The sequence below is a fragment of the Paraburkholderia sp. D1E genome (genome assembly GCF_052682275.1).
Genome location: NZ_JBQYMB010000001.1, coordinates 5,617,266 through 5,642,397, shown reverse-complemented (window position 1 = coordinate 5,642,397; position 25,132 = coordinate 5,617,266). Strand labels below are relative to the sequence as shown.

Genomic DNA, 25,132 nt, shown 5'->3' with positions numbered 1-25,132 from the left:
GCGGGGAATGGCGCGCCGATGGCAATCAATGGCCCGCATCGGCGACGCGGGTTTGCACCGCGTCGACTACGCCGGGTTCGTCTTCGATAGGTGCCGGCACGCCAGGCGTGGGCACAGCGGCGCCGGGAACGGCTTCACGGCTGCGGTGTTTGTCGGCGCCACGTACAGCGGCGGCATCAGGCTTGGCTTCAGAGGCCATGACGTCCGTAGGCCTGGCGCCTTCGGATCGGATTTCGGCGGATTTGGCGTCCAACTTTTCGGCCGGCTTGTCTGTCGCGGCTTTGTCGGCAGACTTGTCGCTCGCGTGGGAGGCTGCCTTGTCGGCTCTTTCCGCCCTATCTGCGCGCTCTGACTTGTCCTGTCCGCTGTATTCCACATGCGCGGCGCGAATCACAGCCAGCGGCGCGGACGTCGCAGTCAGGGTCGGCCGTTCGGCTGCGGGCTCCGCCACCGGCGGGGTGCGGGCTCCGCGCTCGCTTTTGCGATCCGGGCTGCGCAAATCAAGGGCAGCCTGTACGCCGGTCACACCCGGCACGATCTCCTGCTCGACATTCTTCGCCGCGCGGGCACCTTTAGAACGCTTGGGCTTGGCGACCACCGCGGGCGCGGCGGCCACCACTTCGTCGAGCGCCTTCTTGGCCGCGGCCTGTTCGGCCGCCCGACGGCTCGCGCCGGAACCGGACACTTTGACGTCCAGCTTCGGCACCGTGCATTCGACTTCAAACTGCTGATTGTGCGCCGCACCATGAGTTGCGACGACCGTGTACGTGGGCAACGCGATTTTGTGACCCTGCAGATATTCCTGCAGCAGCGTCTTGGCGTCTTTGCCGAGCGTGCGCGGGTCGATGTGATCGAGAATCGGCACGTAAAGGCGCTTGATCACCGTTTGGGCGGCATCGAAGCCACCGTCGAGGAACACCGCGCCCAGCACGGCTTCGAGCGTGTCAGCCAGGATCGACGGACGGCGGAAGCCACCGCTGCGCAGTTCGCCCTCACCGAGACGCAGCCCTTCGGAAATATTCAGGGCCTGAGCGATTTCGTAAAGTGATTGCTGTTTAACCAGATTGGCGCGGACGCGCGACAGGTCGCCTTCATCCAGTTTGCCGAAACGTTGGAACAAAAGCGCAGCCACCGCGCAATTTAGAACGGAGTCGCCGAGGAACTCGAGCCGTTCGTTATGCGTGGAGCTATGGCTGCGGTGCGTTAAAGCCTGGCGCAACAATTCCGCATTGCGAAATTCGTAGCGCAGACGGCTTTCCAACGGAGATAGGGGCATGGGCAGAGTATAACGCGGGCGCCTGCCCCGGCGAAAACGCGGGACGGCCAGCGGAAAAAGCGTAGTGAAGCGACGTTACCGCGGATTCTTAAAGTAGCGTGATAACACGCCGCGACGGAAATGACCCAGATGGGGCCATCGCCGCGGCGTGTCGTGCAATCAATGCATGCGCGCTCAGTGGAATGGGCCGATGCGTTTCAGATTGCTGAAGTTCATCCAGATGAAAAACGCGCGACCGACGATATTCTTGTCCGGCGCAAAACCCCAATAGCGGCTATCAGCGCTGTTATCGCGGTTGTCACCCATCATGAAGTAATTGCCCGGCGGCACTTTGCAGATCACGCCGCGTGCGTTGTACGTGCAGTTATCGCGATACGGATAATCTTCCGCGCCAACGATGAACGGCGGCACGGCCGGGTTGTTCAGAATCGCGTTCTTGCGGCCATCAAGATCTTCTTCGAATTGCTTCGCGTAGCCGAGGCGCTCTTCGTCGAGGTAGTCAGGCAGCGCCGTTTCCGGTACCGGCTTGCCGTTGATCGTCAGTTGCTTGTCCTGATAAGCAATGGTGTCGCCCGGCAGGCCAATCACGCGCTTGATGTAGTCGACGGATTCGTCTTTCGGGTAGCGGAACACCACAACGTCGCCCCGCTCGAGCGGACGGCCTTCAGTGAGCTTCGTGTTGATGATCGGCAGACGGATGCCGTAGTCGAATTTATTGACGAGGATGAAGTCGCCTACCAGCAGCGTCGGCACCATCGAGCCCGAAGGAATCTTGAACGGCTCGACCACAAACGAGCGCACCACAAACACCACCAGAATCACCGGGAAGAAGCTCGCCGAGTACTCGAGCCACCACGGTTGGCGCAGCTTGTCGTCACGCAGACGGGCACGTGTTTGCGCCGCGTTTTCGTCGGCGAAACGCTCGCCGACGCGTGCCTGCTGGCGGTCGAACTCGGCGACCACCGCATCCGCCGCGCGCCGCCGCTGCGGCACGAAAATCAGTTTGTCTGCGACCCATGCGACGCCCGTCAAAATGACGAGCACAAAAAGAATCAGCGCAAAATTCATAGAGTTCCGTTGTTCGTCTTATTTGTCTTCGACACGCAGGATCGCGAGGAAAGCCTCTTGCGGAATCTCGACCGACCCCACCTGCTTCATTCGCTTCTTGCCTGCCTTTTGTTTCTCGAGCAGTTTCTTCTTACGGGAAATATCGCCGCCGTAGCATTTTGCCAGCACGTTCTTACGCAACGCTTTAATGTTTTCGCGCGCAATGATGTTCGCGCCGATGGTGGCCTGAATCGCGACGTCGTACATCTGGCGCGGAATCAGTTCGCGCATCTTCGCCGCCACTTCGCGGCCGCGATACTGGCTTTGCGAACGGTGCACGATCACCGACAACGCATCCACCTTGTCGCCGTTGATCAGCATGTCGACCTTCACGACGTCTGCCGCGCGGTATTCCTTGAATTCGTAATCCATCGACGCGTAGCCGCGCGAGATCGACTTCAGACGGTCGAAGAAATCGAGCACGACTTCGCCCATCGGGATTTCGTAGGTCAACTGCACCTGACGGCCGCGATACTGCATGTTGATCTGGTTGCCGCGCTTGTTCGTACACAGCGTGATTACCGCGCCGACGTACTCTTGCGGCATGTACAGGTTCACCGTGACGATCGGCTCACGTACTTCCTCAATCTTCGACGGCTCCGGCATCTTGGCCGGATTTTCGACCATGAGGAGCGTGCCGTCGCGCTGCAGGACTTCGTACACCACGGTCGGCGCCGTGGTGATCAGGTCCATGTCGAACTCACGCTCGAGACGCTCCTGCACGATCTCCATGTGCAACAGACCGAGGAAGCCGCAACGGAAACCGAAGCCAAGCGCCTGCGACACTTCCGGCTCGTACTGCAGCGAGGCGTCGTTGAGCTTCAGCTTTTCCAGCGAATCACGCAGCGCGTCGTACTGGTTGGCTTCAACCGGATAGAGGCCGGCGAACACCTGCGGCTTCACTTCCTTGAAGCCCGGCAGCGGCTCGGCAGCCGGACGGTTCACCAGCGTGACGGTGTCGCCCACCTTCGCTGCGGCCAATTCCTTGATGCCGGCGATGATGAAACCCACCTGCCCGGCCGACAACGATTCGAGATTCTTCGACTTCGGCGTAAACACGCCGATGTGCTCAACTGGGTACTGCGCGCCGGTCGCCATCATGCGGATCTTGTCTTTCGGACGAAGCGTGCCGTTCATCAGACGCACCAGCATCACGACGCCGACGTAATTGTCGAACCACGAGTCGATGATCAGCGCCTGCAACGGTGCTTCCGGATCGCCCTTGGGCGGCGGCACTTTGGCGATCAGTGCTTCGATCACGTCCTCCACGCCAAGGCCGGTCTTCGCGCTGCAACGCGTAGCGTCGGTTGCGTCGATACCGATCACGTCTTCGATTTCTTCGATTGCGCTCTCGGGGTTCGCGGCCGGCAAATCGATCTTGTTGAGCACCGGAATCACGTCGACGCCAAGCTCAATCGCCGTATAGCAGTTGGCGACGGTTTGCGCTTCCACGCCCTGGCTTGCGTCGACGACCAGCAACGCGCCTTCACACGCGGACAGCGAGCGGCTGACTTCGTACGAGAAGTCGACGTGGCCCGGCGTGTCGATCATGTTCAGGTTGTAGATCTGCCCATCACGGGCCTTATAGGTCAGTGCGGCGGTTTGTGCCTTGATGGTGATGCCCCGCTCGCGCTCGAGATCCATCGAGTCGAGCACTTGAGATTCCATCTCGCGGTCGGACAAGCCACCGCAGATCTGGATGATGCGATCGGCGAGCGTCGACTTGCCATGGTCGATGTGCGCAATGATCGAAAAGTTACGAATATGATCCATTCAGTACCGATCAAGCGAAAAAGGCGCGCCCGGACAATAGCGGAGCACGCCTTGTAAGTAGGTGAAAAACCTATCTATTTTAGCCGAAAAGGCTATCGCCCGGCGCATCTTGCGAGGCTCGGGCGGAAAAGACGGCTCAGGAGAGACGTGAAACCGGGGGTCAACGACGCACGTTTGCGTCTGGTTGGGCCCTTAATTGGATCCCGAATGTGTGGATCCCGAATGCGCCGCCACAAAGCGTGCGGCGAGCGCGGCGCGAACCCGCGCCGCGTCAAGGTGATAGTGACACAGTTCGACACCGTCGCAGAGCAGAACCGGCACTAGCTCGTTGTAACGGGCTTCCAGCAATGGATCGGTGTCAATGTCCATCACGACGACTTGCGCGCCGAATTCGGCCAGCAAAGGCTCGAGCGCGGCACGCATGTCGTCGCATAAGTGGCACCACACGCGCCCGTAGAGCGTGAGCGGCGCCACTTTCTTCATTTCTGCGCGCTGCGCGGACGAATCGGCACGAACTGCGTGTTCTCGCCGCGACGAACCAACAGCGCCACCATCTTCTGCGGGTCGAGGTGCGAGCTCAGGTCGTCGAACTGCTTCGCGCTCGTGATATCCGTATCGCCCACACGCAGGACGATGTCGCCCTTTTGCAGCCCAACGCGCACAGCCGGGCCATCTACTGCGTCGATCTGCACACCGTTGTGCAGTTTCAGCGCCTTCAGCTGGTCAGAAGGAATATCGCTAACGGCGAGACCTAGCACGTTCGTGGCGCGCTGCTTCGGCACTGGCGGCTTCTTCTGATCCGCCTTGGCGGTCTTGTCCGGCTGCATCTCGGCAATCGTGACCGGCAGATCGCGCGTCTGGCCCTTGCGCCAGATCGTAATAGTCGACTTGGTGCCCGGCTTCGTATCGCCGACCATGCGCGGCAAATCTGTTGCCGTGTCGACCGAATGACCATTGAACTTCAGGATGATGTCGCCGGGCTGCACGCCCGCCTTGTCCGCTGGACCGCCCGGTTCGACGCTGCTGACGAGCGCACCCTGCGCCTTCGGCAAACCGAGCGAATCGGCTACGTCCTTCGTCACTTCGCCGATCGCCACTGCGATCCGGCCGCGCACTACCTTACCCGAGGTTTTCAGCTGATCGGCCACACGCATCGCCTCGTCGATCGGAATGGCGAACGAGATGCCCATGAAACCGCCAGTACGGCTGTAAATCTGCGAATTGATGCCGATCACTTCGCCCTGCATGTTGATCAGCGGACCGCCTGAATTGCCCGGATTGACGGCCACGTCGGTCTGGATGAACGGCAGATAATCGCCCGTGTCGCGCCCCTTGGCGCTGACGATGCCGGCCGTCACCGTGTTCTCGAGACCGAACGGCGAACCGATCGCGACCACCCACTCGCCCACACGCACCTTGTTCGAGTCGCCAATCGTAATGGTCGGCAAATTGGCAGCACTGATCTTCACGACGGCAACATCGGTCCGATCGTCCACACCGATCAGTTTGGCCTTGAACTCGCGCTTATCGGTGAGGGTGACGTAAATGGTGTCCGCGTCGTCCACGACGTGCGCGTTGGTCATCACGTAGCCGTCTGCCGACAGGATGAAGCCTGAGCCGACGCCGCTGTTCTGCTCGGGATCGCTGTTATCCGGTGAGTCCTGGCTGCCGCCGCTACCGCTTCCGCCGTTATCGCCGCCGCGCGGCGTACCAGGCGTACCCGGTGATTGCGGCGACTGCGGCAACGGGATGCCGAAGAAGCGGCGGAAAAACTCCGACATGTCGCCGTCGTCCATGCCTGGCGGCAGTCCGCCGCGGGCACTGCTGTTCGACACGCGCGTGGTCGTGCGAATGTTGACGACTGCCGGACCAACCTTGTCGACGAGGTCAGTGAAGTCGGGCAGATTGGCTGCGGAAGCCGCCGACGCCGTGTGCGGCACGAGCGGCAAACACGCCGCTACCACCGCGGCCGCGAGGAATTTGCGCACCGAGAAAGTCGTCATATCGTAGCAAGCCGAGGGATTCGAGTGATTCGGAGGATTACTTCGGAGCTTTATATTCTATGGCAGACGCAAATTGCTGCAATGTGGTCTGGGGCACTTCACCAAGCAGAGTAATCCAGAAGTCGCCGCGCCGCTTGACCAGCACGTGGGTGGCGCCGCTGCTACCCGCGCCTTCCTTGCGAGTATTGTTCTCGACCGGCTCGACAAACACCGAAATGGCCGCGAGGCCGTCGGAAAATACGGCCTGATCGACCGGAATGGTCGGCTGGCTCGCCTCACGCGCGGCCATTGGGCGGCGCAGTTCGCGAATCTTGCGGAAGCCCGGCACCGTCGGCGTGATCTGCCAGCCTTGCGCAGCCATATCGACCGGCTCGACCGGCGGACGCACCACCGTCCAACCTGCCAGATTACGAATACCGTTGACGATGGCGGTCTTGTCGACCGGCACGCCGATGCGAATCTGCGAAAACGACAACTGCTCAAGCACCTGGCCGTTCGGGTCAAGCGTCTGCGCACGCAGCAGCAGACCAGTCTTCTTGTCGGCCCACAGCTTGTAAGCAAAACGATATGCGTCTTTCGGGTCGAGCTCGATCACCTGACTGTCGATACCCGCGACGCGATCGTCGCCGAGCAGCTTCGGCTCGTACACAGACAGCACCTGCTCGCCGCTTACAGCCAGCAGAGCAGGAAACGAATCTTTGTTCTGGCGCTTCTCAACCACGCACAGATGCCGTTCAGGTACGAACGTGTAGAGATCTTCGTTATGGCGGAGCATTTTGCGCGGCTTGCCGTCGAGGCTTTCGAGCTGCTCGAATTCGCCGTCCGTGCGGGTCGCGTAGTGCGCGATCTGCGACGTCTGAACGAAATTGCCGCGCTGATAGACGAACGCGCCCTCATAGTTCTGCTGCTGGGCGGCCTGATGGATTCGATCGAGCAGCTCCGCGGCCGTGCGACGGGCGACGAGTGGATCGTCGGTTTGTGCAAAGACCCGCGGTGTAGCGGACAACAATACGGCTGCGCAGAACAGAAATGCCGGCAGCCGCCCCCAGATAGTCGTTTTATTCAACCGCGGAGTCTGCATCAAACTATTGGCCTTGCGTAGAAACTGCGGCAGCGCGAATCAGCGGCATCGAGCCCGGCATGACCGGTTGTTGCGCGAATTGCTGGTGAGCTTCCAGATACTGATCGAGACTTGCGTCACGAATGATGTTGGCGTCTTGCGCGACCGGCTGGACCGCGGCGGCAGGCATCGAGGCCATGGCCACGCGTTGCAGCGAATCGCCGTGCGACTGGATGGACGCGACTTGCGTCACGCCCGGGCCACCCGGCACGCCTTGCAGTTGCGGCACGACGATCCACGTCAATGTGGCAGCGGCGGCAGCGACAGCAAAGGCCGGCACAACCCGGCGACGCAGCGCCAGCAAGCGGCGCGCGACCGGCATTGCGGCAGGCGCGAGCAGGTGCGGCTCATTGCCGAGACGTGCGGCAAAACCGCTCAGGAACGCATTGCTCGCCGCTGGGCTAACCGCCAGATCGTCGGAGCGCAGCGCGTCGCCGATCAGGTGATAGCACGACCAGGCGGCACGATCTTCGCCATCCAGTCCGGAAACAAACGTGTTGAGATGCTCTTCGCCGAACAGCTCACCGTCGACAAAAGCGGACAGACGCTCGCCGCGCGAGCTGGCTTGCGATTGCATCGAGACCGACCCCATGATGCTCCCCATCTTACAAATACCCCGTAGTGACACCACTAATCCAGATATTGCACCCGCGTCCCGTCCGGCGGGCTGGTGTTTACCAGCGCTTGCCTTCAGGTGTGTCAAGCAACGGACGCAATTTTGCCGCAATGGCTTCGCGAGCGCGAAAAATTCGTGATCTGACTGTGCCAATTGGGCAACCCATCATCTCAGCGATTTCCTCGTAGCTCAAACCTTCAATTTCACGAAGAGTAATGGCGGTGCGCAACTCTTCCGGTAAAACCGCCATCGCAGCATTGACCGTCTCAGCGATCTGCTTGCTCATCAACATCGACTCAGGCGTGTTGATATCCCTTAGTTGGTCGGCGTCCGAGAAAGTTTCAGCTTCTTCAGCATCTGCTTCGGTCGAAGTCGGTGCGCGCCGCCCTTGGGTCGCAAGGTAGTTCTTTGCCGTGTTGACCGCAATCCGGTACAACCACGTATAAAAGGCCGAATCCCCGCGAAACTGCGGCAACGCCCGGTACGCCTTGATAAAGGCGTCCTGGGCGACGTCTTCTACTTCAGCCGGGTCCCGCACGAGGCGGGAGATCAGCCGGAGAATCTTACGGTGGTATTTGGAGACCAGAAGCTCGAACGCGGCCTTGTCGCCCTTCTGGACGCGCTCGACCAGCAACTGATCAATTTCTTTTTCGCTCACCTGATAAATCCGTTAACTATAGGGCGCATGGCGGGGGACCATTGTAGCGTCCCCATCATCGCGGCACGTTACTCAGGTAACAGCGGTTACAGTCGTTACAGTCAGGCACCGGCGCCATGCCGGCCCAGCACGGCCAGACCCCGGAAGACAGATGCCGGAAGCGCGTCAGCGGCAAGAAGTAGCGTGCGGGAGCGCCCCTGGTCCGGCACCAGCGCCAGAACGAGCAAGCGGCCACTCCATTGTGAGCAGCCAGCAATGCGGCCCTGCATGAGCAAACTGCCGGCGCGATCCCAGGCAGACAATCCGTCCGGGCCGATTTTCAGCGCAACAGGCTGCGCACGCTCATGTTTTACCGCACAGAGTGTCAGCAGCGCTACCACGGAAAGCGCCAACGGAACGGCCTGCCATGTGCCTAGATGCGACGCGAAGCAGATATAGGCGGCCAACGTCGCAATCAGGACGAACACCCCTAAAGCGGCGCGCATGGCGACGGAGCGTCGCAACGCAATCCGTTGCGACGCTCCGTCGGGCATTGCCGATTCAAGGGAAACCACCGGACAAACCGGCGTTTTCGACTGGTGTGTCACCAAACGATCAGGCAATCAGGTGCGCTTGAAAACCAGCGTGCCATTCGTGCCGCCGAACCCGAACGAGTTCTTCAGCGCGACGTCGATCTTCATCTCCCGCGCAGTGTTGGCGCAATAATCGAGATCGCAGGCCGGATCCTGATTGAAGATGTTGATCGTCGGCGGCGACACCTGATGATGCACGGCCAGCACCGTAAACACGGATTCCAGACCGCCGGCGCCGCCCAACAGATGGCCCGTCATCGACTTGGTCGAATTCACGACCATGTCTTTGGCGTGGTCGCCGAAAGCGCGCTTGATGCCGGTGGTTTCAGCCAGGTCGCCGAGCGGCGTGGACGTGCCATGCGCGTTCAGGTAATTCACCTGATCCGTGTTGATACCCGCGTTCTTCAGGGCAGCCAGCATGCAGCGGCGTGCACCGTCGCCATCTTCCAGCGGTGCCGTCATGTGATAGGCGTCGCCGCTCATCCCATAACCGCTGACTTCGGCGTAAATCTTCGCGCCGCGCGCCTTCGCGTGTTCGTACTCTTCGAGCACCATCACGCCGGCACCCTCGCCCAGCACGAAACCGTCGCGATCCTTGTCCCACGGACGGCTCGCCGTTGCCGGATCGTCGTTGCGTTGCGACAGCGCACGCGCCGCCGCAAAGCCGCCGACACCGAGCGGCGACACAGTCGATTCGGCGCCGCCAGCGATCATCACGTCGGCGTCACCGTATTCGATCAGGCGCGAAGCCTCGCCGATACAGTGCAGACCCGTGGTACATGCGGTCACGATCGCCAGATTCGGACCCTTGATGCCGAATTTGATCGACAGGTGGCCCGAGATCATGTTGATGATCGAAGCAGGCACGAAGAACGGCGAAATACGGCGCGGGCCGCGATTCAGCAATTCGGTCTGCGTGTTTTCAATCATCGGCAAGCCGCCGATGCCTGAACCGACCACTACGCCGATGCGCTCCGAATTCTCGTCGGTAACTTCGAGACCGCTATCCTGCATCGCCTGGATGCCGGCTGCGACGCCGTAATGGATGAACGTATCCATGTGGCGCGCTTCCTTACCGGGGATGTAGTCCTCGATATTGAAGCCCTTCACCTCGCCGGCGAAACGAGTCGAGAAGTTCGACGCATCGAACTTCGTGATATTGGCAATACCCGACTTGCCGGCGACCAGATTGGCCCAGCCGTCGGCAACATTATTGCCAACAGGCGAAATCAGCCCCAGGCCTGTAACAACAACACGACGGCGGCTCACGGTAACCCCTTTTTCATAGATGACAAAAGCAAAAGCCACAGCGGCCACAGGAACATGCCCTGTGTGCCCTGTGGCTGTTAGCCGCCCCCACACCTGGCGCTTCGCACCAGGCTCCCCCGAGGGGGACAATCCCCCAAGGGGACTTCCTTCGGGGCGGAAAACGCAGGGCGGCCCGGCGTTTTCTTGAAAGTCGGCAATCGCGCGGAAACTTGCGCTGTCAGCATCGCTGGCTCCTGCACGGCAAAAAGCACCAGCCCTGCTGGCGTCGGAAACCGACACGGCAGGGCGTCATACGCCGCCAACGCAGAAACGCAGGCGCGAATGACCTTAGGCCTTGACGTTCGCGCGAGCGTAGTCGATCGCTTGCTGAACGGTGGTGATCTTCTCGGCTTCTTCATCCGGAATTTCCATGCCGAATTCGTCTTCGAGGGCCATCACGAGTTCAACGGTGTCGAGCGAGTCAGCGCCGAGGTCGTTCACGAACGAAGCTTCGTTCTTGATTTCAGCTTCTGCAACGCCCAGTTGTTCTGCGACGATCTTCTTGACGCGCTGTTCGATATTGTCCATTACCCCTCCAAGGGAAAAGAAGTTCAAAAATACAGGTGCGCGCATTTTATCAGGTTTGACCCGGCAAAAAAGAGGCGCATCGGGTTCCTGTCAAGGCATGCGCCTTACGCTTTTGCAAACGCATCAAGGCGCGGATAGTAACCGAATTTTGTTACGACATGTACATTCCGCCGTTCACATGCAGTGTCGTGCCAGTGATATACCCCGCCTGGGGCGACGCGAGGAACGCCACAGCGTGCGCGATATCGTCCGGGCTGCCGAGGCGGCCGAGCGGAATTTGCGTCTTCAGCGCGGTTTGCTGCTCTTCCGGCAACGTCCTGGTCATATCAGTGTCGATGAAGCCTGGCGCGACGCAATTGACGGTGATGCCACGGCTGCCAATCTCGCGCGCCAGTGCACGCGTCATACCTGCTACGCCCGCTTTCGCGGCTGCATAGTTGACCTGCCCCGGGTTGCCGGCCGAGCCGACCACCGACGTGATGTTGATGATACGACCGCCCTTCGCCTTCATCATCGGACGCAGTACCGCGCGCGACAAACGGAAGACCGACTTGAGATTTGTGTCGATCACCGCGTCCCAGTCATCGTCCTTCATGCGCATCGCGAGTTGGTCCTGCGTAATGCCGGCATTGTTCACCAGCACGTGCAGCGCGCCGAATTCCTTCACAGTGCCGTCGATCAGCGTTTCGGCTGCGGCGGCGTCGTTCACGTTGAGCACCGCGCCGCGGCCGTTCACGCCGGCTGCAGCAAACGCTTCGGTAATCGCGGCTGCGCCGCTTTCACTGGTCGCCGTGCCGATCACCGTCGCGCCCTGGCGCGCCAGTTCCATCGCGATTGCACGGCCAATGCCGCGCGACGCGCCCGTTACGATTGCGATTTGCTTGTCGAGAGTCTTTTCCATCTGTCAGTCCGGATGCCCTTTCGGAGGGCTGATTGATTCCTGATGCCGATCGTGGCGCTGATGACGCGGCGTTCAGCCCGCCGTCACGAGCTTAAGCGTTTCTTCGAGCGAAGCCGGATCGAACACTGAAACGCCGACCAGATTGCCGTCGATGCGCTTCGTCAAACCCGCAAGGACCTTGCCAGGACCGCATTCGATCACATGCGTAACGCCTTGCGCCGCTATCGCCTGTACGCTTTCGACCCAACGCACCGGACCTGCAGCCTGACGCACCAGCGCGTCCTTGATCTTTGCCGGCTCGTTGACCACCGCGACGTCAACATTGTTGATCACCGGAATCGACGGTACCTGCACGTCGACGCTGGCCAGATACTCGCGCAATTGATCCGAGGCAGGCTTGAGCAGCGACGAGTGGAACGGCGCGGACACCGGCAACGGTAACGCACGCTTTGCGCCCTTCGCCTTCGCGACTTCGCAGGCCTTTTCGACGGCAGCCTTGTGACCGGCGATCACAACTTGTGCGGGCGCGTTGAAATTCACTGCTTCGACAACGCCCGCGATCGACGCTTCGGCACAAACCGCGCGCACCGTATCGTCATCGAGGCCGAGGATCGCAGCCATACCGCCAACGCCTACCGGCACGGCCGTTTGCATAGCTTGCGCGCGAAATCGCACGAGCGGCACGGCATCGCGAAACGCGATCGCGCCCGCCGCGACCAGCGCGGTGTATTCGCCGAGGCTATGACCGGCGACGATGGCCGGCTTCGGGCCGCCCGCCTGCTGCCACGCGCGATAAATCGCATACGCGGCGGTCAGCATGACCGGCTGGGTATTGGTGGTGAGATTCAGATCTTCGACGGGGCCTTCGGCGATCAGCTTGCCGAGGTCCTGATTGAGCGCATCGGACGCTTCCTGAACCGTCTCACGCACGATTGCGTGATCGGCGAATGCATTGAGCATGCCGACCGACTGCGAACCTTGCCCAGGAAAAACGAATGCAAATTTCATATCGTCCCCAAAATCGATGTTGTCAGATGTGGGTGGCGCGCCCGGTTGATGGCGAGCGCGCTCAAGCGGATTCGAGCGCCACGAAGAGCGCTCGCCATAACGTCGCCGCTATCTATCAGTAGCGGATAACCGACGCGCCCCACGTGAAGCCGCCGCCGACGCCTTCGATCAGCACGTTCTGGCCGCGCTTGATGCGGCCGTCGCGCACTGCGACGTCGAATGCGAGCGGAATGGACGCAGCCGACGTGTTGCCGTGCTCGCCCACCGTGACGACCATGCGTTCCTGCGGCAAGCCGAGCTTGCGGCAGGTGCTTTGCATGATGCGGATATTGGCCTGATGCGGAATCAGCCAGTCGATCTGGTCGGCCGACAGATTCGCTTTTGCAAGCGCCTCGACCGCGACTTTTTCGAGCACATTGACCGCGAGCTTGAACACAGCCTGCCCGTCCATATGCAGGAATGCGCTGCCCTCGATCACACCACCGTTCACATTGCCAGGCGTGCAGAGAATGTTCGAATGACTGCCGTCTGCGTGCAAAGCGCTCGCCAACACGCCAGGTTCTTCGGACGCCTGCAGGATCACCGCGCCCGCGCCATCACCGAACAGTACGCAGGTGGTACGGTCCTTGAAATCGAGAATGCGCGAGAAGGTTTCTGCGCCGATCACGAGCGCCGTACGATGCTGGCCGCCGCGAATCAGACTGTCCGCCATCGCAACCGCATAGGCAAAGCCGGAACAGACGGCCTGCACGTCGAATGCCGCACCGTGGTTCTTGATGCCGAGCTTGTTCTGCAACAGGCACGCGGTACTCGGGAACACAAAGTCAGGCGTGGAGGTTGCAACGATGATCAGATCGATGGATTGCGGATCGATATCGGCCGCTTCAATCGCGCGCTGCGAGGCGGCCAGCGCCAGATCGCTGGTGGCGACATCGGGTTCGGCGAAGTGACGCGCATGGATGCCGGTGCGGGCGACGATCCATTCGTCGCTCGTCTCGACGCCCTGCCTGGCGAGACGTTCAGCCAGATCCTGATTGGTGACGCGCCCGGGCGGCAGGTAGCTGCCGGTGCCCAGCACGCGGGAATAAATTGTCGATTGAGCCATTATGCCTTCGAGGATTGCGCAGCGTAGGGCTCGGCCGGCTGGCCTGCGATCGGGCTTGCCTGCCCCCCACCGCTCGCCTCGCGCGCCGCCTGTTCCAGAGAACTCGCATTCTCTTCCATTGCCCGCGCAAGGCGTTCCAGCACGCCGTTTTTGACGGCATCATACCCGCGTTTGATAGCCCACTCAAACCCATAGGCATCCGCCGAGCCGTGGCTTTTGATCACCAACCCGCGCAGGCCCAGCAATGCGGCCCCATTGTATTGCCGATGATCGACGCGTTTCTTGAAGCGCATCAATACTGGCAATGCGAGCACCGCCATCACCTTGGTAAGCCACGAACGACCGAACTCTTCCTTGATGATGTTGGAGAGCATCTGCGCGAGGCCTTCCGACGTTTTCAACGCGACATTGCCGACAAAACCGTCACAGACGATCACGTCGACCGTGCCCTTGAAGATGTCGTTGCCTTCAACGTTGCCGTGAAAGTTAAGTGTACTCGCGCGCAGCAGTTCGCCGGCACGCTTGATGGTGTCGTTACCCTTGATGACTTCTTCGCCGATGTTGAGCAGCCCAATGGTGGGCCGCTCGCGGCCTTCGAGCGCGGACACGAGCGCGTGCCCCATCTCCGCGAACTGCAGCAGATGCTGCGGCTCGCAATCGACGTTGGCGCCCAGGTCGAGCATCATCGTGTAGCCAGTGGGATTGGGTAGCGCGGACGCGATCGCCGGGCGTTCGATGCCCGGCAGCGTCTTCAGCACATAACGCGAGACCGCCATCAGCGCGCCGGTGTTGCCGGCGGAAATGCAGGCTTGCGCCTCGCATTCCTTGACGCGATTCAACGCCACGCGCATGGATGAGTCTTTTTTCTTGCGCAGCGCGACTTCGACCGAATCGTCCATGGCGACGATCTCGGAAGCAGGTACGACGGTCAGCGCCGGCAGGTCCTGAGCCTTCAACTTCTTCAGCTGCGCACGAATCGCACTTTCAATGCCGACGAGCAGCAACTGCGCGTCGGGATGCGAACGAACGAAGTTGACGGCAGCGGGAACGGTCACGGACGGGCCGTGGTCGCCTCCCATGCAATCTATCGTGAGCTTTACTGTCATGGAGTGCGACGAATTTCAGGCGCCCTGCATGGAACCGCAGCATGCGCCAAAGCGCCAATTGCGATCGACACAAAAAAGCGGCAGTTGAATGCCGCCTTTTTGCCGAGCCGGGAAAATGTCAAGCGAGCCGATCGCCACGCGAAACGCCAAGGGGCGCAACGCAGTGGAACGATTAGTCGTTCTTCGTCTTGACGACTTTCTTGCCGCGATAGTAGCCGTTCGGGCTAACGTGGTGACGCAGATGCACTTCGCCCGTGCTCGGTTCCACGGCCAGCGGCGCTGCCGTCAGGAAATCGTGCGAACGGTGCATACCGCGCTTCGACGGCGACTTCTTATTTTGTTGAACTGCCATGACTAACTCCTAAAAATTTTCCGAATTCTAACACAGCCCGACCCGGTGTCCGCCATCGACCGAATGGCCAATGCGCCCGCTTCGCGCTCCCATGCAACTGTTCAGTGCTTCTTGTCGCCCGGCTCACCGCGCTTGAGACTTTCGAGCGCCGCAAACGGATTGGGCCGCTCGGGCTCACCGCCCTTACCAGCCTCGTCCGGCGCAGCCTCGTCGCCCTCGCCCTCTGTTCCAGCCACACCGGAGACGAGGCTCTCGTGCACTTTGGGACAAACCTCGTGCTTGGGCACGAGCGGCAAGGAAAGCAGCAACTCTTCTTCGATCAAGTCGATGAGATCGAACTGGCGCGAGCCCACGATCACTTCGACTTCATCCTCGTCGAGCGGAAACTCTTCGGCTTCCGCCTCAGTGCTGACGATCCGGTAAGTTGCATCGACATTGAACGCCTGCAGATACGGCGTCATGCACCGCTGACATTCGAGCCATGCAGCACCGTGAATGGCGAGCCTCAGATAAGGCTGCGGACCCTCAGTGCCGTTGTCCTGCAATTCCGGTTGCGTCGCCCCTTCGGCTTGCCAGGTGAACGCGGTATCGCGATCTGGCGCTTCTGCCGGGACTTCGTTTAACATGCGCGGCAGTTGCGAGACGCGCACGACACCCGCGGCCTGACGCCCACTCCGCGCAAATTCGAACAGATCGAGATCATGCGGGTCGGGCAGACCAGCAGGGTTGCCAGGATGTTGAGTCATGTGCGCTCCTGCGTCGGCAAGGATTTCGCCGAGGGTAAATCGGTTGCAAAGTAGTCCGCGAACTTCAGAAAAAGGCCCGCTCGCTCAATAGCATACCGATGAAAAGCCCGAAATCATATCCGTTTTGTCTTTTCGAGTCAAACACTTAAGCCCGTACATACGCGAAATCCGCGCAACCTCGTACGCCCGCCTCTCTAGCTGTTGGTTGACCATGCCAGATTCCCTCAATCGCCCGCCACGCCTGATTCTGGCGTCGAGTTCGCCGTATCGTCGCGACCTGCTCGAGCGCCTGCGCATTCCGTTCGACGTCCTCGTGCCGGCAATCGACGAGACGCCGCTCACCGGCGAAACGCCCGAAGTGACCGCCCTGCGCCTCGCCGAGGCGAAAGCCCGCGCGGTGGCAGACAAACTCGGCGCCGGTGAAGCCGCACTCGTAATCGGCTCGGATCAGGTCGCCACCTACGACGGCCTGCAGATCGGCAAGCCCGGCACGCACAACAAGGCGCTCGCCCAGTTGCAGGCAATGCGCGGCCGCGAAGTACTGTTCCACAGTGCGCTGTGCCTGTTCGACAGTCGTTCGGGGGCGGCGCAAGCCGTCGACGTAATCACCCGCGTACAATTCCGCGACTTGCCGGACGCCGCGCTGGACGCCTATCTGCGCGCCGAAACGCCTTACGACGTCGCGGGCAGCGCCAAATCCGAAGGTCTCGGCATCGCATTGCTTGATGCCATTCACTCGGACGACCCGACCGCGCTGGTCGGCCTGCCGTTAATCACACTGTCGCGCATGCTGCTCGCAGTGGGTTACCCACTTCTGGGGGCGCAATGAGCGGCACCTTATATCTGATCCCGAACACGCTCGGCGAAGGCGACGCCGACGCACTCGACGCCGTCCTGCCCGCGCCGGTGCGCGCTCGCGCGGCGTCATTGCACTACTACATTGGCGAGAACGCGAAAACCACGCGCGCTTTCCTGAAGAAGGTCGGTACCGAAAAGCCTATCCAGGAAATCGAGATTCGCGAATTGAATGTCAATACGCCGGCTGGCGAGATCGACAAACTGCTCGCGCCGCTTTTGGCCGGCACCGATGCGGGCCTGGTATCCGAAGCCGGCTGCCCGGCGGTCGCCGATCCGGGCGCCTTGCTGGTGCGCCGTGCGCACGAGCGCGGCGTGAAGGTCGTGCCGTTTGTCGGACCGAGTTCGATTCTGCTGGCGTTGATGGCTTCCGGCCTGAATGGTCAGAGCTTTGCGTTCCACGGCTACCTGCCGGTCGACGCCACCGAACGGGCCAAGCGCCTGCGCGACCTGGAGCAACAGTCCCGCAAAGGCAAGCAAACGCAGATCTTTATCGAGACACCGTATCGGAATAAGCCGCTGCTCGACACGTTGCTGGCAACGTGCGCGCCGTCCACGCTGGTCTGCGTCGCCGTCGATCTGACGCTTGAAACGGAAACCATCGCCAGCCGCACTGTGGCCGACTGGAAAAAGAAACCGGCTATCGATCTCCACAAGCGGCCGGCAATTTTCCTGATCCTCGCCGTCTGAGCGCTGCTGCGGCTCAAACCGATCAGCCTGCCGATCGCTCGCGGTTTAACTAACGGCAAAAAACAAAAAAGCCCCGCGCGATCAACATTCGATCGCACGGGGCTTTTTTCGTATTGAATCACCGCAAACTCATCTTCCCGCCGAGCGCCATTGCATGAACAGCGCCGCTGCCGACCGCCGCGCCGAACTTGCGTGCCACGCGGTCCGTAATGCTCTCCTTGACCGTGTAGTCGACGATATCCGGTGCCTTGAAGAGGTCACGCGCAACGTAGTCCGCGTCGCCGAAACCGTCTGCAAGCCCCAGTTCGACACTCTTCTGACCCGTCCAGAAGAGGCCCGAGAACATGTCTGGCGTTTCGTGCAGGCGCTTACCACGGCCCTCACGCACGGCGTCGATGAACTGGGTGTGAATCTGGTCGAGCATGTCCTGCGCATGTTCGTCCATCTTCGGCGTTTCCGGCGAAAACGGGTCGAAAAAGCCCTTGTTCTCACCCGAAGTGTGCAAACGGCGCTGGATCCCCAGCTTGTCCATCAAGCCAGTAAAGCCGAAGCTGTCCATCAGCACGCCAATCGAACCGACGATGCTCGCCTTGTCCACGTAAATCTTGTCGGCTGCTGCGGCCGCGTAATAGCCACCTGACGCACACATATCGCCGACCACGACATACAAGGGGATCGACGGATACTTGGCGCGCAGCCGGCGAATCTCGTTATAGATGATGCCCGCCTGCACCGGGCTGCCGCCCGGGCTGTTACAACGCAGGATCACGCCTGCCGTACCGGCATCGTCGAATGCACTTTCCAGTGCAGTATTGATATCTTCGGCGTTCGCATTCGTATCAGCAGAGATTTCGCCGTCAAGCGTCACCATTGCCGTATGCCGGCCCGTGGTCGACACCTTGTCGCCGGAGAAATCGAAGGCGCCCCATATCGCCACCAGCACGACGATCAGGAACACAAAGCGGAAAAAGATCTTCCAGCGCCGTGCCGCGCGCTGTTCATTGATTGCCGCAAGCGCAATGCGCTCGAGCGCGGCGCGCTCCCAGCCCGGCTCATCGGCAGGCGTGCGGGGGCGGCCTGTCAGGGACGGTTCCTTCGGTTCAGGAGTCAAATTATCGGACATGCGGTGCAGTGGAAAGGTCGAAGAGGAGAAAAATCAGGGCGTGGCCGGGCGCAGTTCGCCGTCGGGCAGCCAGAACACGGCGCGGCCTTCGGGCGTATCCCGCTCGTCAGTCTGGACGGGACGCAACCGGCCGCCGCGGCACGGACCGCCGACGCATTTGCCCGTATCAGGCGCGTAAATCGCACCATGTGTAGCGCACATCAAGTATAAACCGGACGATTCGAAGAACTGCCCTTCAGCCCAGTCGAGCTCCATTGGCACGTGGGCGCAGCGATTCAAATAGCCGTATGCACGGCCATCATAGCGAACAAAAAAAACCACGACGTCGCCGCCGCCGAGCGTAGCCGCGCGTCGCACGCCCGCACCGCCGTCGACCAGTTCTTCCGAAGCGCAAATGCGAACGGCCTGCGCCACCGATTCGGTCGTACCCGTACTCATGCGTTCTCTCGCAGCCAGCCGGACAGGTCGCTGATGCTCGACGCAACGAATTTCGGCGACAAAGCCGTCAACGAGCCGGCAGGATGCGCACCGTATGTGACACCGATGCCCGCAACGCCCGCGTTGATCGCCATTTGCAGATCGTGCGTCGTATCGCCGACCATCACCGTGCGCGCCGGAGCCTGCCCCAGTTCACGCGTCAGCTCGTGCAGCATGGCCGGATGCGGCTTTGAGAAGGTTTCGTCCGCACAGCGGGTGCCATCGAACAGACTCGTCAGCCGCGATTGATCGAGCGCGCGGTTCAGCCCGACGCGGCTCTTGCCGGTCGCCACCGCCAGCAAATACCCTTGATCGCGCAATTCCTGCAACATCTCGCGCACGCCGGTGAACAGTTCGGTGGTCTGATCCTTCACGAGATAGTGGAAGCGGTAGCGCTCCGCCAGACGCGGGTAGTCGGCCTGATCGAGCGTGGGCGCGGCGATTTGCAGCGCGTCGCGCAGGCCGAGGCCGATCACGTAACTGGCGGCCTCGTCGGCGGGAACCGGCAGACCGAGATCGCGGCACGCTGCCTGGATACTGCGCGTGATGTGCGCGGTCGAATCCATCAGCGTTCCGTCCCAGTCGAAGACGATCAGATCAAATTGCTCTCTAGCCATGCGGTGTCGTCTCCGGGTTTGACCCACTTCGTGATTCACGTAATTCATTGAGCTGCGCAACGAAACTGCGGCATTCGGCTGGGAGCGGCGCCTCGAACTGCACGGGCGCTCCAGTTGCCGGATGCGTCAGCTTAAGACGGTAAGCGTGCAGGAACATGCGCTTCAGGCCCGGCTTCGCTTTGGCGCGGGCCAGCGCCTTGTTCAGCGCAAAATCGCCGTATTTGGTATCGCCGACGATCGGCAGCTCCAGATGCTGCAGATGGACGCGAATCTGATGCGTGCGACCGGTCTTCAGTTCCGCCTCGAGCAGCGCGTATTCCGGCCAGCGGTCGATCAGATTGAAGACCGTGTGCGACGCGAGGCCGTCGGCCTGCACACGCACACGCCGTTCGCCGTCCGCGGTCAAATACTTATGCAGCGGCTCCTTGACCGCGCGGCGGCGGCCCCAGTCGCTCGCCCATTCGCCATGGACGCACGCATAGTAGCGCTTATCCATCTTATTCTCGCGGATCTGCTCGTGCAGATTGACCAGTGCGGTGCGTTTCTTGGCGAGCATCAGGATGCCGGACGTCTCGCGATCCAGCCGATGCACCAATTCGAGGAATTTCGCCTGCGGCCGCGCTTCGCGCATCTGCTCGATCACGCCGAACGCGACGCCGCTGCCACCATGGACCGCCACACCGGCCGGTTTGTCGATCACGAGCATGTGCTCGTCTTCAAAAATAATTCTGAAATCAGCGCTCGGCACCGGCGCCTGGGCGATCGCCTCGTTCGGTTGAGCGACGCGAATGGGCGGCACACGCACCAGGTCGCCCAGTTCGAGGCGGTACTGCGCGTCTATCCGGCCCTTATTTACGCGCACCTCCCCGCTCCGCAGAATGCGGTAGATATGGCTTTTGGGCACGCCTTTGCAGACGCGCAAAAGGAAGTTGTCAATGCGCTGTCCGGCCGCACTGTCGTCGATCTCGATCATCGAGACCTGGTCGCTTGCGACCGATTTCTGGGATATTTTGCCTAACTCTTTCATTATGAATATAATTTGCCCAGCAGTCTGCGGCGGCCGGCGCAGTGTCCGGAATTCGGGCGGATTGCGCAGGCGCAAGCGATAAACCGTTATTTTACTTGCGCCGGGGTCTGGTTGCTCACCCTGAAAATGAGATGCAACATGTTGCACGCACGAGGTCAGTGCCCGGCAGGGACGGCGCCCACAGGCGCGTTCGGTCAAGGTCAGCTTCGACGGTAACGGAATTTTGGTAAAAAAGAATTTAACTTTCAGCTTCAGTATCGCGCGGCCAGACGCCCTGCTATACGAAGCTGCGAGTTGCGAAAATACGGCGTGCGCCCGAGGCGTCTTGTAGAAAGTACAAGACATGGCGACGTCAAAATGAGGCGAGACACCCCCAGCGAGAAAAGACGCGCCGACTGCGCGAACTTCCCGTTGCGGCATGACCGCAGCCTTCGACCCTCCGGTCACGCGCCCAGTTGGCGCACCGGCGCGAGTGGACAAAAGGCTGATGAAGGTCTGCTGGCAGAACCCGCGGCGTGTCGGGTCATTATTTGAAGCCGTGTTCGCATGTGCCCTGCGGCACCGTGCCCATTTTCAATGGGGCCGGGCCCTCTCAGGCAATTCTCCCGCCATTTTTCCCGCTCCAGCGTGCTTGTGAAAACACAATAAGGCGCGGCATGCCGCTGCCCTCCTGGCTCTCGCGACTGACAACCGCGCAGCTGAGGGCTAGCTAAGCCGCCTGGAGCCGTTCAATGAAACGAATGTTGTTCAACGCGACGCAGCAGGAAGAACTGCGCGTCGCCATCGTCGATGGGCAAAAACTCATCGATATCGACATCGAAACCGCCGGGCGCGAGCAGCGCAAAGGCAATATTTACAAGGGCATCATCACCCGCATCGAGCCCTCGCTCGAAGCATGCTTCGTCAACTACGGCGAAGACCGCCACGGCTTTTTGCCGTTCAAGGAAGTCGCCCGCCAGTATTTCCGTGACGGCGTCGATATGCGCTCCGCGCGCATCCAGGACGCCCTCCGTGAAGGCCAGGAACTGATCGTTCAGGTCGAAAAGGAAGAACGCGGCAACAAGGGCGCAGCCCTTACCACCTTCATCTCGCTCGCCGGCCGGTATCTCGTTTTGATGCCGAACAACCCGCGCGGCGGTGGTGTATCGCGCCGGATCGAAGGCGACGACCGTCAGGAACTGCGCGAAACCATGGCGCAGCTGCAATTGCCGGAAGGCATGAGCATCATCGCGCGCACGGCCGGTATTGGCCGCAGCGCCGAAGAGCTGCAGTGGGACCTGAACTACCTGATGCAACTGTGGCGCGCCATCGAAGCCGCGTCGCAAAGCGGTTCGAGCGGCCAGCCGATGCTGATTTATCTCGAATCCAGCCTGGTGATCCGCGCGATTCGTGACTATTTCCAGCCGGATATCGGCGAAATCCTGATCGACACCACCGAAATCCATGACCAGGCTCGCGCCTTCATGGACATCGTGATGCCGGACAATGTCAGCAAGGTGAAGCGGTATCACGACGACGTGCCGCTGTTCTCGCGCTTCCAGATCGAACACCAGATCGAAACCGCGTACTCGCGCACGGTTCCGCTGCCCTCCGGCGGCGCCATCGTGATCGATCACACGGAAGCCCTGGTCGCGATCGACGTGAACTCGGCGCGCGCCACCAAGGGCGCCGACATCGAGGAAACGGCTGCACGCACCAACCTCGAAGCCGCCGACGAAGTGGCCCGCCAGTTGCGCCTGCGCGACCTGGGCGGCCTGATCGTGATCGACTTCATCGACATGGAATCGGCCAAGAGCCAGCGTGAAGTCGAGCAACGCCTGAAAGACGCCTTGAAGCACGACCGTGCGCGCGTCCAGATGGGCAAGATCTCGCGCTTCGGCCTGATGGAATTGTCGCGTCAACGTCTGCGTCCGGCTTTGTCGGAAGGCAGCCATGTGACGTGCCCGCGCTGTAACGGCACGGGCCACATCCGCGATACCGAATCGTCCGCGCTGCAAGTGCTGCGGATCATTCAGGAAGAAGCGATGAAGGAAAACACCGCGGCGATCCATTGCCAGGTGCCGGTCGAAGTGACCGCCTTCCTGTTGAACGAAAAGCGCGCGGAAATCAACAAGATCGAATCGCGTTTCAAGGTCAACGTCGTTCTGATCCCGAACAAGCACCTCGATACGCCGCACTACAAGCTCGAGCGCCTGCGTCACGACGATGCGCGCCTCGACGAGCCGCGCGCTTCGTGGAAGATGGCCGAAGAAGCAGCCCGCGAACTGGAATCGGAAACCGGTTACAGCAAGCGCGCCGAAGAAGTGAAGCCGAAGCAGGAAGCCGCGGTCAAGGGCATCACGCCTGAGAAGCCGGCCCCGAGCGCGCCGGTCCGTCCGGCGGCAACCCCGGCTCCGGTGGCAGTCACACCGGCCGGCGGCGGCTTTATCGGCTGGTTGAAGAATCTGTTCGGCGTGCAGCCGGCCGCACCGGCGCCTGCCGCACCGACTACGACCGACAAGCAGACGCGTCCGCAACGCGGCGAACGCACGGAGCGCGGTGAGCGCACCGGCGAACGCGGCGGCGATCGCAACCGCAATCGCCGTGGCGGTGCTGGCGGCCGTGATGCAGCGGGCCGTGCAGAAAGCACGACCGGTGGCCGTCAGGCTCAAGGTCAGCAGCCGTCGCAGCGTCGCGAGGAACGCGAACCGCGTGAAGGCCGTGAAGCACGCGAAGGTCGTGAGCCGCGTGAATCGCGCGAGCCGCGTGGCACTCGTGAACCGCGTGAGGCCCGCGAAGGCCGCGAGGCTCGTGAGCCGCGTGAAGGTCGCGAAAACCGTGACCGCGACCGTGCGGAAACCGTCGAGGGCGCACCGCGCGCCGAACGCGGCGAACGCCGTGAACGTGGCGAGCGCACTGAACGCGGCGAACGCCGCAAGCAGCAGCCGGAAGCGGCAGATGCACTGACGCAGAACGACGCGCAAACCGCGGAGGAGCTGGCGCAAAACCAGACCGCCCTGGGCGAAAACGGTGCGCCGGTCGATCAGGAAGCGGTTGCGCGTGAAGGTGAAGAGCGCCGTCGTCGCCGTCGCGGCCGTCGTGGTGGCCGTCGTGAGCGTGAAGAGGACGTGAACGGCAACCTGGCTGCGGACGTCGCGGAAGCTGAAGGCGACAACGCCAATGTGACCGACGAAGCACCGGTGCGCGCCGCGCATCAACCGTTTGAGCACAAGGCCGACGTCAACGAAACGAACGACGTTAAGCCGGTAGAGGTGGTTGTCGCAGCTGTCGCGACGCAAACTGCTGTGGTCAGCGAACTGCATGCTGCAACCGAAACGCCGGCTCTGGCCGTCGAGAAGGCTGTGACGACGGAAACGGTTGTGCCGGTTGCAGAAGCGCCGGTGGCATCGGTTGCGGTCGAACAGGCAGTGGAAGTGCCGGTAGCGCATGTCGCTGCCGCGCCGATCGAAGCTGTGCCGGCATCAGCCAACGAAACCGTTTCGCTCGTCGAACCAGTCGCTCACGCTGAAGCAGCCGCAGTCGAAGCTCCGGTTGAAGCCCCCGCTGAAGCCCGAGTCGAAACGCCGGCAGTTGCTCAGATCGTTGAAGCGCAAGCCGTACCGGCTCCGGTAGAAACCGCAGCCCCGGCTGCAGTGGTCGAAGCACCGGCTGCCCAGCCGGCGCCGCAAGCCGAGATCGTCGAACCGCAACCCGTCGTTGCAGCGGCCGCTCCGGCCGTTGAGGCGGTAGTCGAGCCGACGCCCGTTGCAGCTGCATCGCAGGCACCGCGTAACGGCGGTGTATCGGCCGAAGCCCTGAAGCCTGTGCTGGAACAAGCCGGCCTCGTCTGGGTGAACACGGACGCCGACAAGCTGCGGGCGGCACAGGACGCTGCTGCACAAGCGGCCAAGCCGGTTCGCGTGGGTCGCGAGCGTAAAGCGTTGGCGCCGGTCGAAACCGCGCCAATGCAAATGGTGGAAACCGGTAAGCACCCGCAGTAAGCGAACCGCCGCCTCGCAAAAAGCCCGCCCTCACCGGCGGGCTTTTTGCTTTATGGAAGCCACCACGCCCGCCTGATCGAATGCTTTATGCCACTCCCCGTATACCCCGACAGCGGCGGGGGCCAGCAGCCGCCGGGTGCATTTCCGCTAGAATGAAGATCTGGATTCCCGTCGCAGCACCAAT

General features: G+C 61.4%; 24 protein-coding genes. 3 read left to right on the top strand and 21 right to left on the bottom strand.

What is annotated here, in order from left to right; translation table 11 throughout:
* Positions 1 to 25: 25 nt before the first annotated feature.
* The 17 genes from rnc to ACUN0E_RS25350 form a co-directional block, all read right to left on the bottom strand.
* On the bottom strand, positions 26 to 1,276 hold the full coding sequence (gene rnc / locus ACUN0E_RS25430; protein ID WP_445568318.1) for a ribonuclease III: 1,251 nt from the start codon (positions 1,274 to 1,276) through the stop codon (positions 26 to 28).
* A 174-nt stretch (positions 1,277 to 1,450) separates the two neighbouring features.
* Positions 1,451 to 2,344 (bottom strand): signal peptidase I, encoded by an 894-nt coding sequence (gene lepB / locus ACUN0E_RS25425; RefSeq protein ID WP_408222200.1) that lies wholly within the window; start codon positions 2,342 to 2,344, stop codon positions 1,451 to 1,453.
* An 18-nt stretch (positions 2,345 to 2,362) separates the two neighbouring features.
* Positions 2,363 to 4,156 carry a translation elongation factor 4 gene (lepA, locus tag ACUN0E_RS25420; protein ID WP_408222202.1) on the bottom strand — a complete coding sequence of 598 codons (1,794 nt, stop codon included), beginning with the start codon at positions 4,154 to 4,156 and terminating at the stop codon, positions 2,363 to 2,365.
* A gap of 192 nt (positions 4,157 to 4,348) precedes the next feature.
* Complete coding sequence (locus ACUN0E_RS25415; protein ID WP_445568317.1) at positions 4,349 to 4,639, bottom strand: glutaredoxin family protein; 291 nt, start codon at positions 4,637 to 4,639, stop codon at positions 4,349 to 4,351.
* Positions 4,636 to 6,159, bottom strand: coding sequence for a DegQ family serine endoprotease (locus ACUN0E_RS25410; protein ID WP_445568316.1), 1,524 nt, complete (start codon positions 6,157 to 6,159; stop codon positions 4,636 to 4,638). The genes ACUN0E_RS25415 and ACUN0E_RS25410 overlap by 4 nt, the downstream gene beginning before the upstream one ends.
* Before the next feature lie 37 nt (positions 6,160 to 6,196).
* Positions 6,197 to 7,240 carry a MucB/RseB C-terminal domain-containing protein gene (locus tag ACUN0E_RS25405; RefSeq protein ID WP_408222206.1) on the bottom strand — a complete coding sequence of 348 codons (1,044 nt, stop codon included), beginning with the start codon at positions 7,238 to 7,240 and terminating at the stop codon, positions 6,197 to 6,199.
* A gap of 4 nt (positions 7,241 to 7,244) precedes the next feature.
* Complete coding sequence (locus ACUN0E_RS25400; protein ID WP_408333988.1) at positions 7,245 to 7,871, bottom strand: sigma-E factor negative regulatory protein; 627 nt, start codon at positions 7,869 to 7,871, stop codon at positions 7,245 to 7,247.
* A gap of 82 nt (positions 7,872 to 7,953) precedes the next feature.
* Complete coding sequence (gene rpoE, locus ACUN0E_RS25395; protein ID WP_408205998.1) at positions 7,954 to 8,553, bottom strand: RNA polymerase sigma factor RpoE; 600 nt, start codon at positions 8,551 to 8,553, stop codon at positions 7,954 to 7,956.
* A 101-nt stretch (positions 8,554 to 8,654) separates the two neighbouring features.
* Positions 8,655 to 9,086, bottom strand: coding sequence for a protein YgfX (locus ACUN0E_RS25390; protein WP_445568315.1), 432 nt, complete (start codon positions 9,084 to 9,086; stop codon positions 8,655 to 8,657).
* Positions 9,087 to 9,155: 69 nt separating this feature from the next.
* Positions 9,156 to 10,394, bottom strand: a complete 1,239-nt coding sequence (gene fabF, locus ACUN0E_RS25385; RefSeq protein ID WP_408222212.1) for a beta-ketoacyl-ACP synthase II — start codon at positions 10,392 to 10,394, stop codon at positions 9,156 to 9,158.
* A gap of 327 nt (positions 10,395 to 10,721) precedes the next feature.
* A complete protein-coding gene (gene acpP, locus ACUN0E_RS25380; protein WP_004197638.1) occupies positions 10,722 to 10,961 on the bottom strand; it encodes an acyl carrier protein in 240 nt (79 codons plus the stop codon).
* A 151-nt stretch (positions 10,962 to 11,112) separates the two neighbouring features.
* Complete coding sequence (gene fabG, locus ACUN0E_RS25375; protein WP_408222214.1) at positions 11,113 to 11,862, bottom strand: 3-oxoacyl-ACP reductase FabG; 750 nt, start codon at positions 11,860 to 11,862, stop codon at positions 11,113 to 11,115.
* Between the two features lie 72 nt (positions 11,863 to 11,934).
* Positions 11,935 to 12,870 carry an ACP S-malonyltransferase gene (fabD, locus tag ACUN0E_RS25370; protein ID WP_408508621.1) on the bottom strand — a complete coding sequence of 312 codons (936 nt, stop codon included), beginning with the start codon at positions 12,868 to 12,870 and terminating at the stop codon, positions 11,935 to 11,937.
* A 115-nt stretch (positions 12,871 to 12,985) separates the two neighbouring features.
* Complete coding sequence (locus tag ACUN0E_RS25365) at positions 12,986 to 13,975, bottom strand: beta-ketoacyl-ACP synthase III (RefSeq protein ID WP_445568314.1); 990 nt, start codon at positions 13,973 to 13,975, stop codon at positions 12,986 to 12,988.
* Positions 13,975 to 15,081 carry a phosphate acyltransferase PlsX gene (plsX, locus tag ACUN0E_RS25360; protein WP_445568313.1) on the bottom strand — a complete coding sequence of 369 codons (1,107 nt, stop codon included), beginning with the start codon at positions 15,079 to 15,081 and terminating at the stop codon, positions 13,975 to 13,977. The genes ACUN0E_RS25365 and plsX overlap by 1 nt, the downstream gene beginning before the upstream one ends.
* 172 nt (positions 15,082 to 15,253) lie before the next feature.
* The gene (gene rpmF, locus ACUN0E_RS25355; RefSeq protein WP_006051932.1) at positions 15,254 to 15,433 is read right to left on the bottom strand and encodes a 50S ribosomal protein L32; all 180 of its coding nucleotides are present in this window, start codon (positions 15,431 to 15,433) and stop codon (positions 15,254 to 15,256) included.
* Positions 15,434 to 15,534: 101 nt separating this feature from the next.
* Complete coding sequence (locus ACUN0E_RS25350; protein WP_445568312.1) at positions 15,535 to 16,179, bottom strand: DUF177 domain-containing protein; 645 nt, start codon at positions 16,177 to 16,179, stop codon at positions 15,535 to 15,537.
* A 211-nt stretch (positions 16,180 to 16,390) separates the two neighbouring features.
* On the opposite strand from ACUN0E_RS25350, the gene ACUN0E_RS25345 reads away from it, so the two are divergent.
* Both ACUN0E_RS25345 and ACUN0E_RS25340 read left to right on the top strand, forming a co-directional pair.
* Positions 16,391 to 17,008, top strand: a complete 618-nt coding sequence (locus ACUN0E_RS25345) for a Maf-like protein (protein ID WP_445568311.1) — start codon at positions 16,391 to 16,393, stop codon at positions 17,006 to 17,008.
* A complete protein-coding gene (locus ACUN0E_RS25340) occupies positions 17,005 to 17,724 on the top strand; it encodes an SAM-dependent methyltransferase (RefSeq protein ID WP_445568310.1) in 720 nt (239 codons plus the stop codon). Before ACUN0E_RS25345 ends, ACUN0E_RS25340 begins: the two co-directional genes overlap by 4 nt.
* 118 nt (positions 17,725 to 17,842) lie before the next feature.
* Here the strand turns inward: ACUN0E_RS25340 and ACUN0E_RS25335 are convergent, their stop codons facing one another.
* The 4 genes from ACUN0E_RS25335 to ACUN0E_RS25320 are packed head-to-tail and all read right to left on the bottom strand — an operon-like array spanning position 17,843 to position 20,968.
* Positions 17,843 to 18,847: a S49 family peptidase gene (locus tag ACUN0E_RS25335; RefSeq protein WP_408222228.1), complete on the bottom strand. Its 1,005-nt coding sequence runs from the start codon at positions 18,845 to 18,847 to the stop codon at positions 17,843 to 17,845.
* A gap of 33 nt (positions 18,848 to 18,880) precedes the next feature.
* Positions 18,881 to 19,285, bottom strand: a complete 405-nt coding sequence (locus tag ACUN0E_RS25330; RefSeq protein WP_408222230.1) for a Rieske (2Fe-2S) protein — start codon at positions 19,283 to 19,285, stop codon at positions 18,881 to 18,883.
* Positions 19,282 to 19,941: an HAD-IIIA family hydrolase gene (locus ACUN0E_RS25325; protein WP_408333976.1), complete on the bottom strand. Its 660-nt coding sequence runs from the start codon at positions 19,939 to 19,941 to the stop codon at positions 19,282 to 19,284. The genes ACUN0E_RS25330 and ACUN0E_RS25325 overlap by 4 nt, the downstream gene beginning before the upstream one ends.
* Positions 19,934 to 20,968: an RluA family pseudouridine synthase gene (locus ACUN0E_RS25320; protein WP_445570515.1), complete on the bottom strand. Its 1,035-nt coding sequence runs from the start codon at positions 20,966 to 20,968 to the stop codon at positions 19,934 to 19,936. The genes ACUN0E_RS25325 and ACUN0E_RS25320 overlap by 8 nt, the downstream gene beginning before the upstream one ends.
* A gap of 731 nt (positions 20,969 to 21,699) precedes the next feature.
* Between ACUN0E_RS25320 and ACUN0E_RS25315 the strand changes: the two genes are divergently transcribed.
* Positions 21,700 to 24,948, top strand: coding sequence for an Rne/Rng family ribonuclease (locus ACUN0E_RS25315; RefSeq protein WP_445568309.1), 3,249 nt, complete (start codon positions 21,700 to 21,702; stop codon positions 24,946 to 24,948).
* Positions 24,949 to 25,132 lie beyond the last annotated feature (184 nt).

Coding starts and splice junctions, on each gene's coding strand:
- ACUN0E_RS25390 (WP_445568315.1), bottom strand. CDS start 9,086: ATGCCCGACGGAGCGTCGCAACGGATTGCGTTGCGACGCTCCGTCGCC.
- fabD (WP_408508621.1), bottom strand. CDS start 12,870: ATGAAATTTGCATTCGTTTTTCCTGGGCAAGGTTCGCAGTCGGTCGGC.
- rpmF (WP_006051932.1), bottom strand. CDS start 15,433: ATGGCAGTTCAACAAAATAAGAAGTCGCCGTCGAAGCGCGGTATGCAC.
- ACUN0E_RS25335 (WP_408222228.1), bottom strand. CDS start 18,847: ATGTCCGATAATTTGACTCCTGAACCGAAGGAACCGTCCCTGACAGGC.
- fabG (WP_408222214.1), bottom strand. CDS start 11,862: ATGGAAAAGACTCTCGACAAGCAAATCGCAATCGTAACGGGCGCGTCG.
- ACUN0E_RS25365 (WP_445568314.1), bottom strand. CDS start 13,975: ATGGCTCAATCGACAATTTATTCCCGCGTGCTGGGCACCGGCAGCTAC.
- ACUN0E_RS25320 (WP_445570515.1), bottom strand. CDS start 20,968: ATGAAAGAGTTAGGCAAAATATCCCAGAAATCGGTCGCAAGCGACCAG.
- ACUN0E_RS25340 (WP_445568310.1), top strand. CDS start 17,005: ATGAGCGGCACCTTATATCTGATCCCGAACACGCTCGGCGAAGGCGAC.
- ACUN0E_RS25415 (WP_445568317.1), bottom strand. CDS start 4,639: ATGAAGAAAGTGGCGCCGCTCACGCTCTACGGGCGCGTGTGGTGCCAC.
- ACUN0E_RS25410 (WP_445568316.1), bottom strand. CDS start 6,159: ATGACGACTTTCTCGGTGCGCAAATTCCTCGCGGCCGCGGTGGTAGCG.
- plsX (WP_445568313.1), bottom strand. CDS start 15,081: ATGACAGTAAAGCTCACGATAGATTGCATGGGAGGCGACCACGGCCCG.
- ACUN0E_RS25350 (WP_445568312.1), bottom strand. CDS start 16,179: ATGACTCAACATCCTGGCAACCCTGCTGGTCTGCCCGACCCGCATGAT.
- ACUN0E_RS25325 (WP_408333976.1), bottom strand. CDS start 19,941: ATGGCTAGAGAGCAATTTGATCTGATCGTCTTCGACTGGGACGGAACG.
- lepA (WP_408222202.1), bottom strand. CDS start 4,156: ATGGATCATATTCGTAACTTTTCGATCATTGCGCACATCGACCATGGC.
- ACUN0E_RS25330 (WP_408222230.1), bottom strand. CDS start 19,285: ATGAGTACGGGTACGACCGAATCGGTGGCGCAGGCCGTTCGCATTTGC.
- rnc (WP_445568318.1), bottom strand. CDS start 1,276: ATGCCCCTATCTCCGTTGGAAAGCCGTCTGCGCTACGAATTTCGCAAT.
- lepB (WP_408222200.1), bottom strand. CDS start 2,344: ATGAATTTTGCGCTGATTCTTTTTGTGCTCGTCATTTTGACGGGCGTC.
- ACUN0E_RS25405 (WP_408222206.1), bottom strand. CDS start 7,240: ATGCAGACTCCGCGGTTGAATAAAACGACTATCTGGGGGCGGCTGCCG.
- ACUN0E_RS25345 (WP_445568311.1), top strand. CDS start 16,391: ATGCCAGATTCCCTCAATCGCCCGCCACGCCTGATTCTGGCGTCGAGT.
- ACUN0E_RS25315 (WP_445568309.1), top strand. CDS start 21,700: ATGAAACGAATGTTGTTCAACGCGACGCAGCAGGAAGAACTGCGCGTC.
- ACUN0E_RS25400 (WP_408333988.1), bottom strand. CDS start 7,871: ATGGGGTCGGTCTCGATGCAATCGCAAGCCAGCTCGCGCGGCGAGCGT.
- acpP (WP_004197638.1), bottom strand. CDS start 10,961: ATGGACAATATCGAACAGCGCGTCAAGAAGATCGTCGCAGAACAACTG.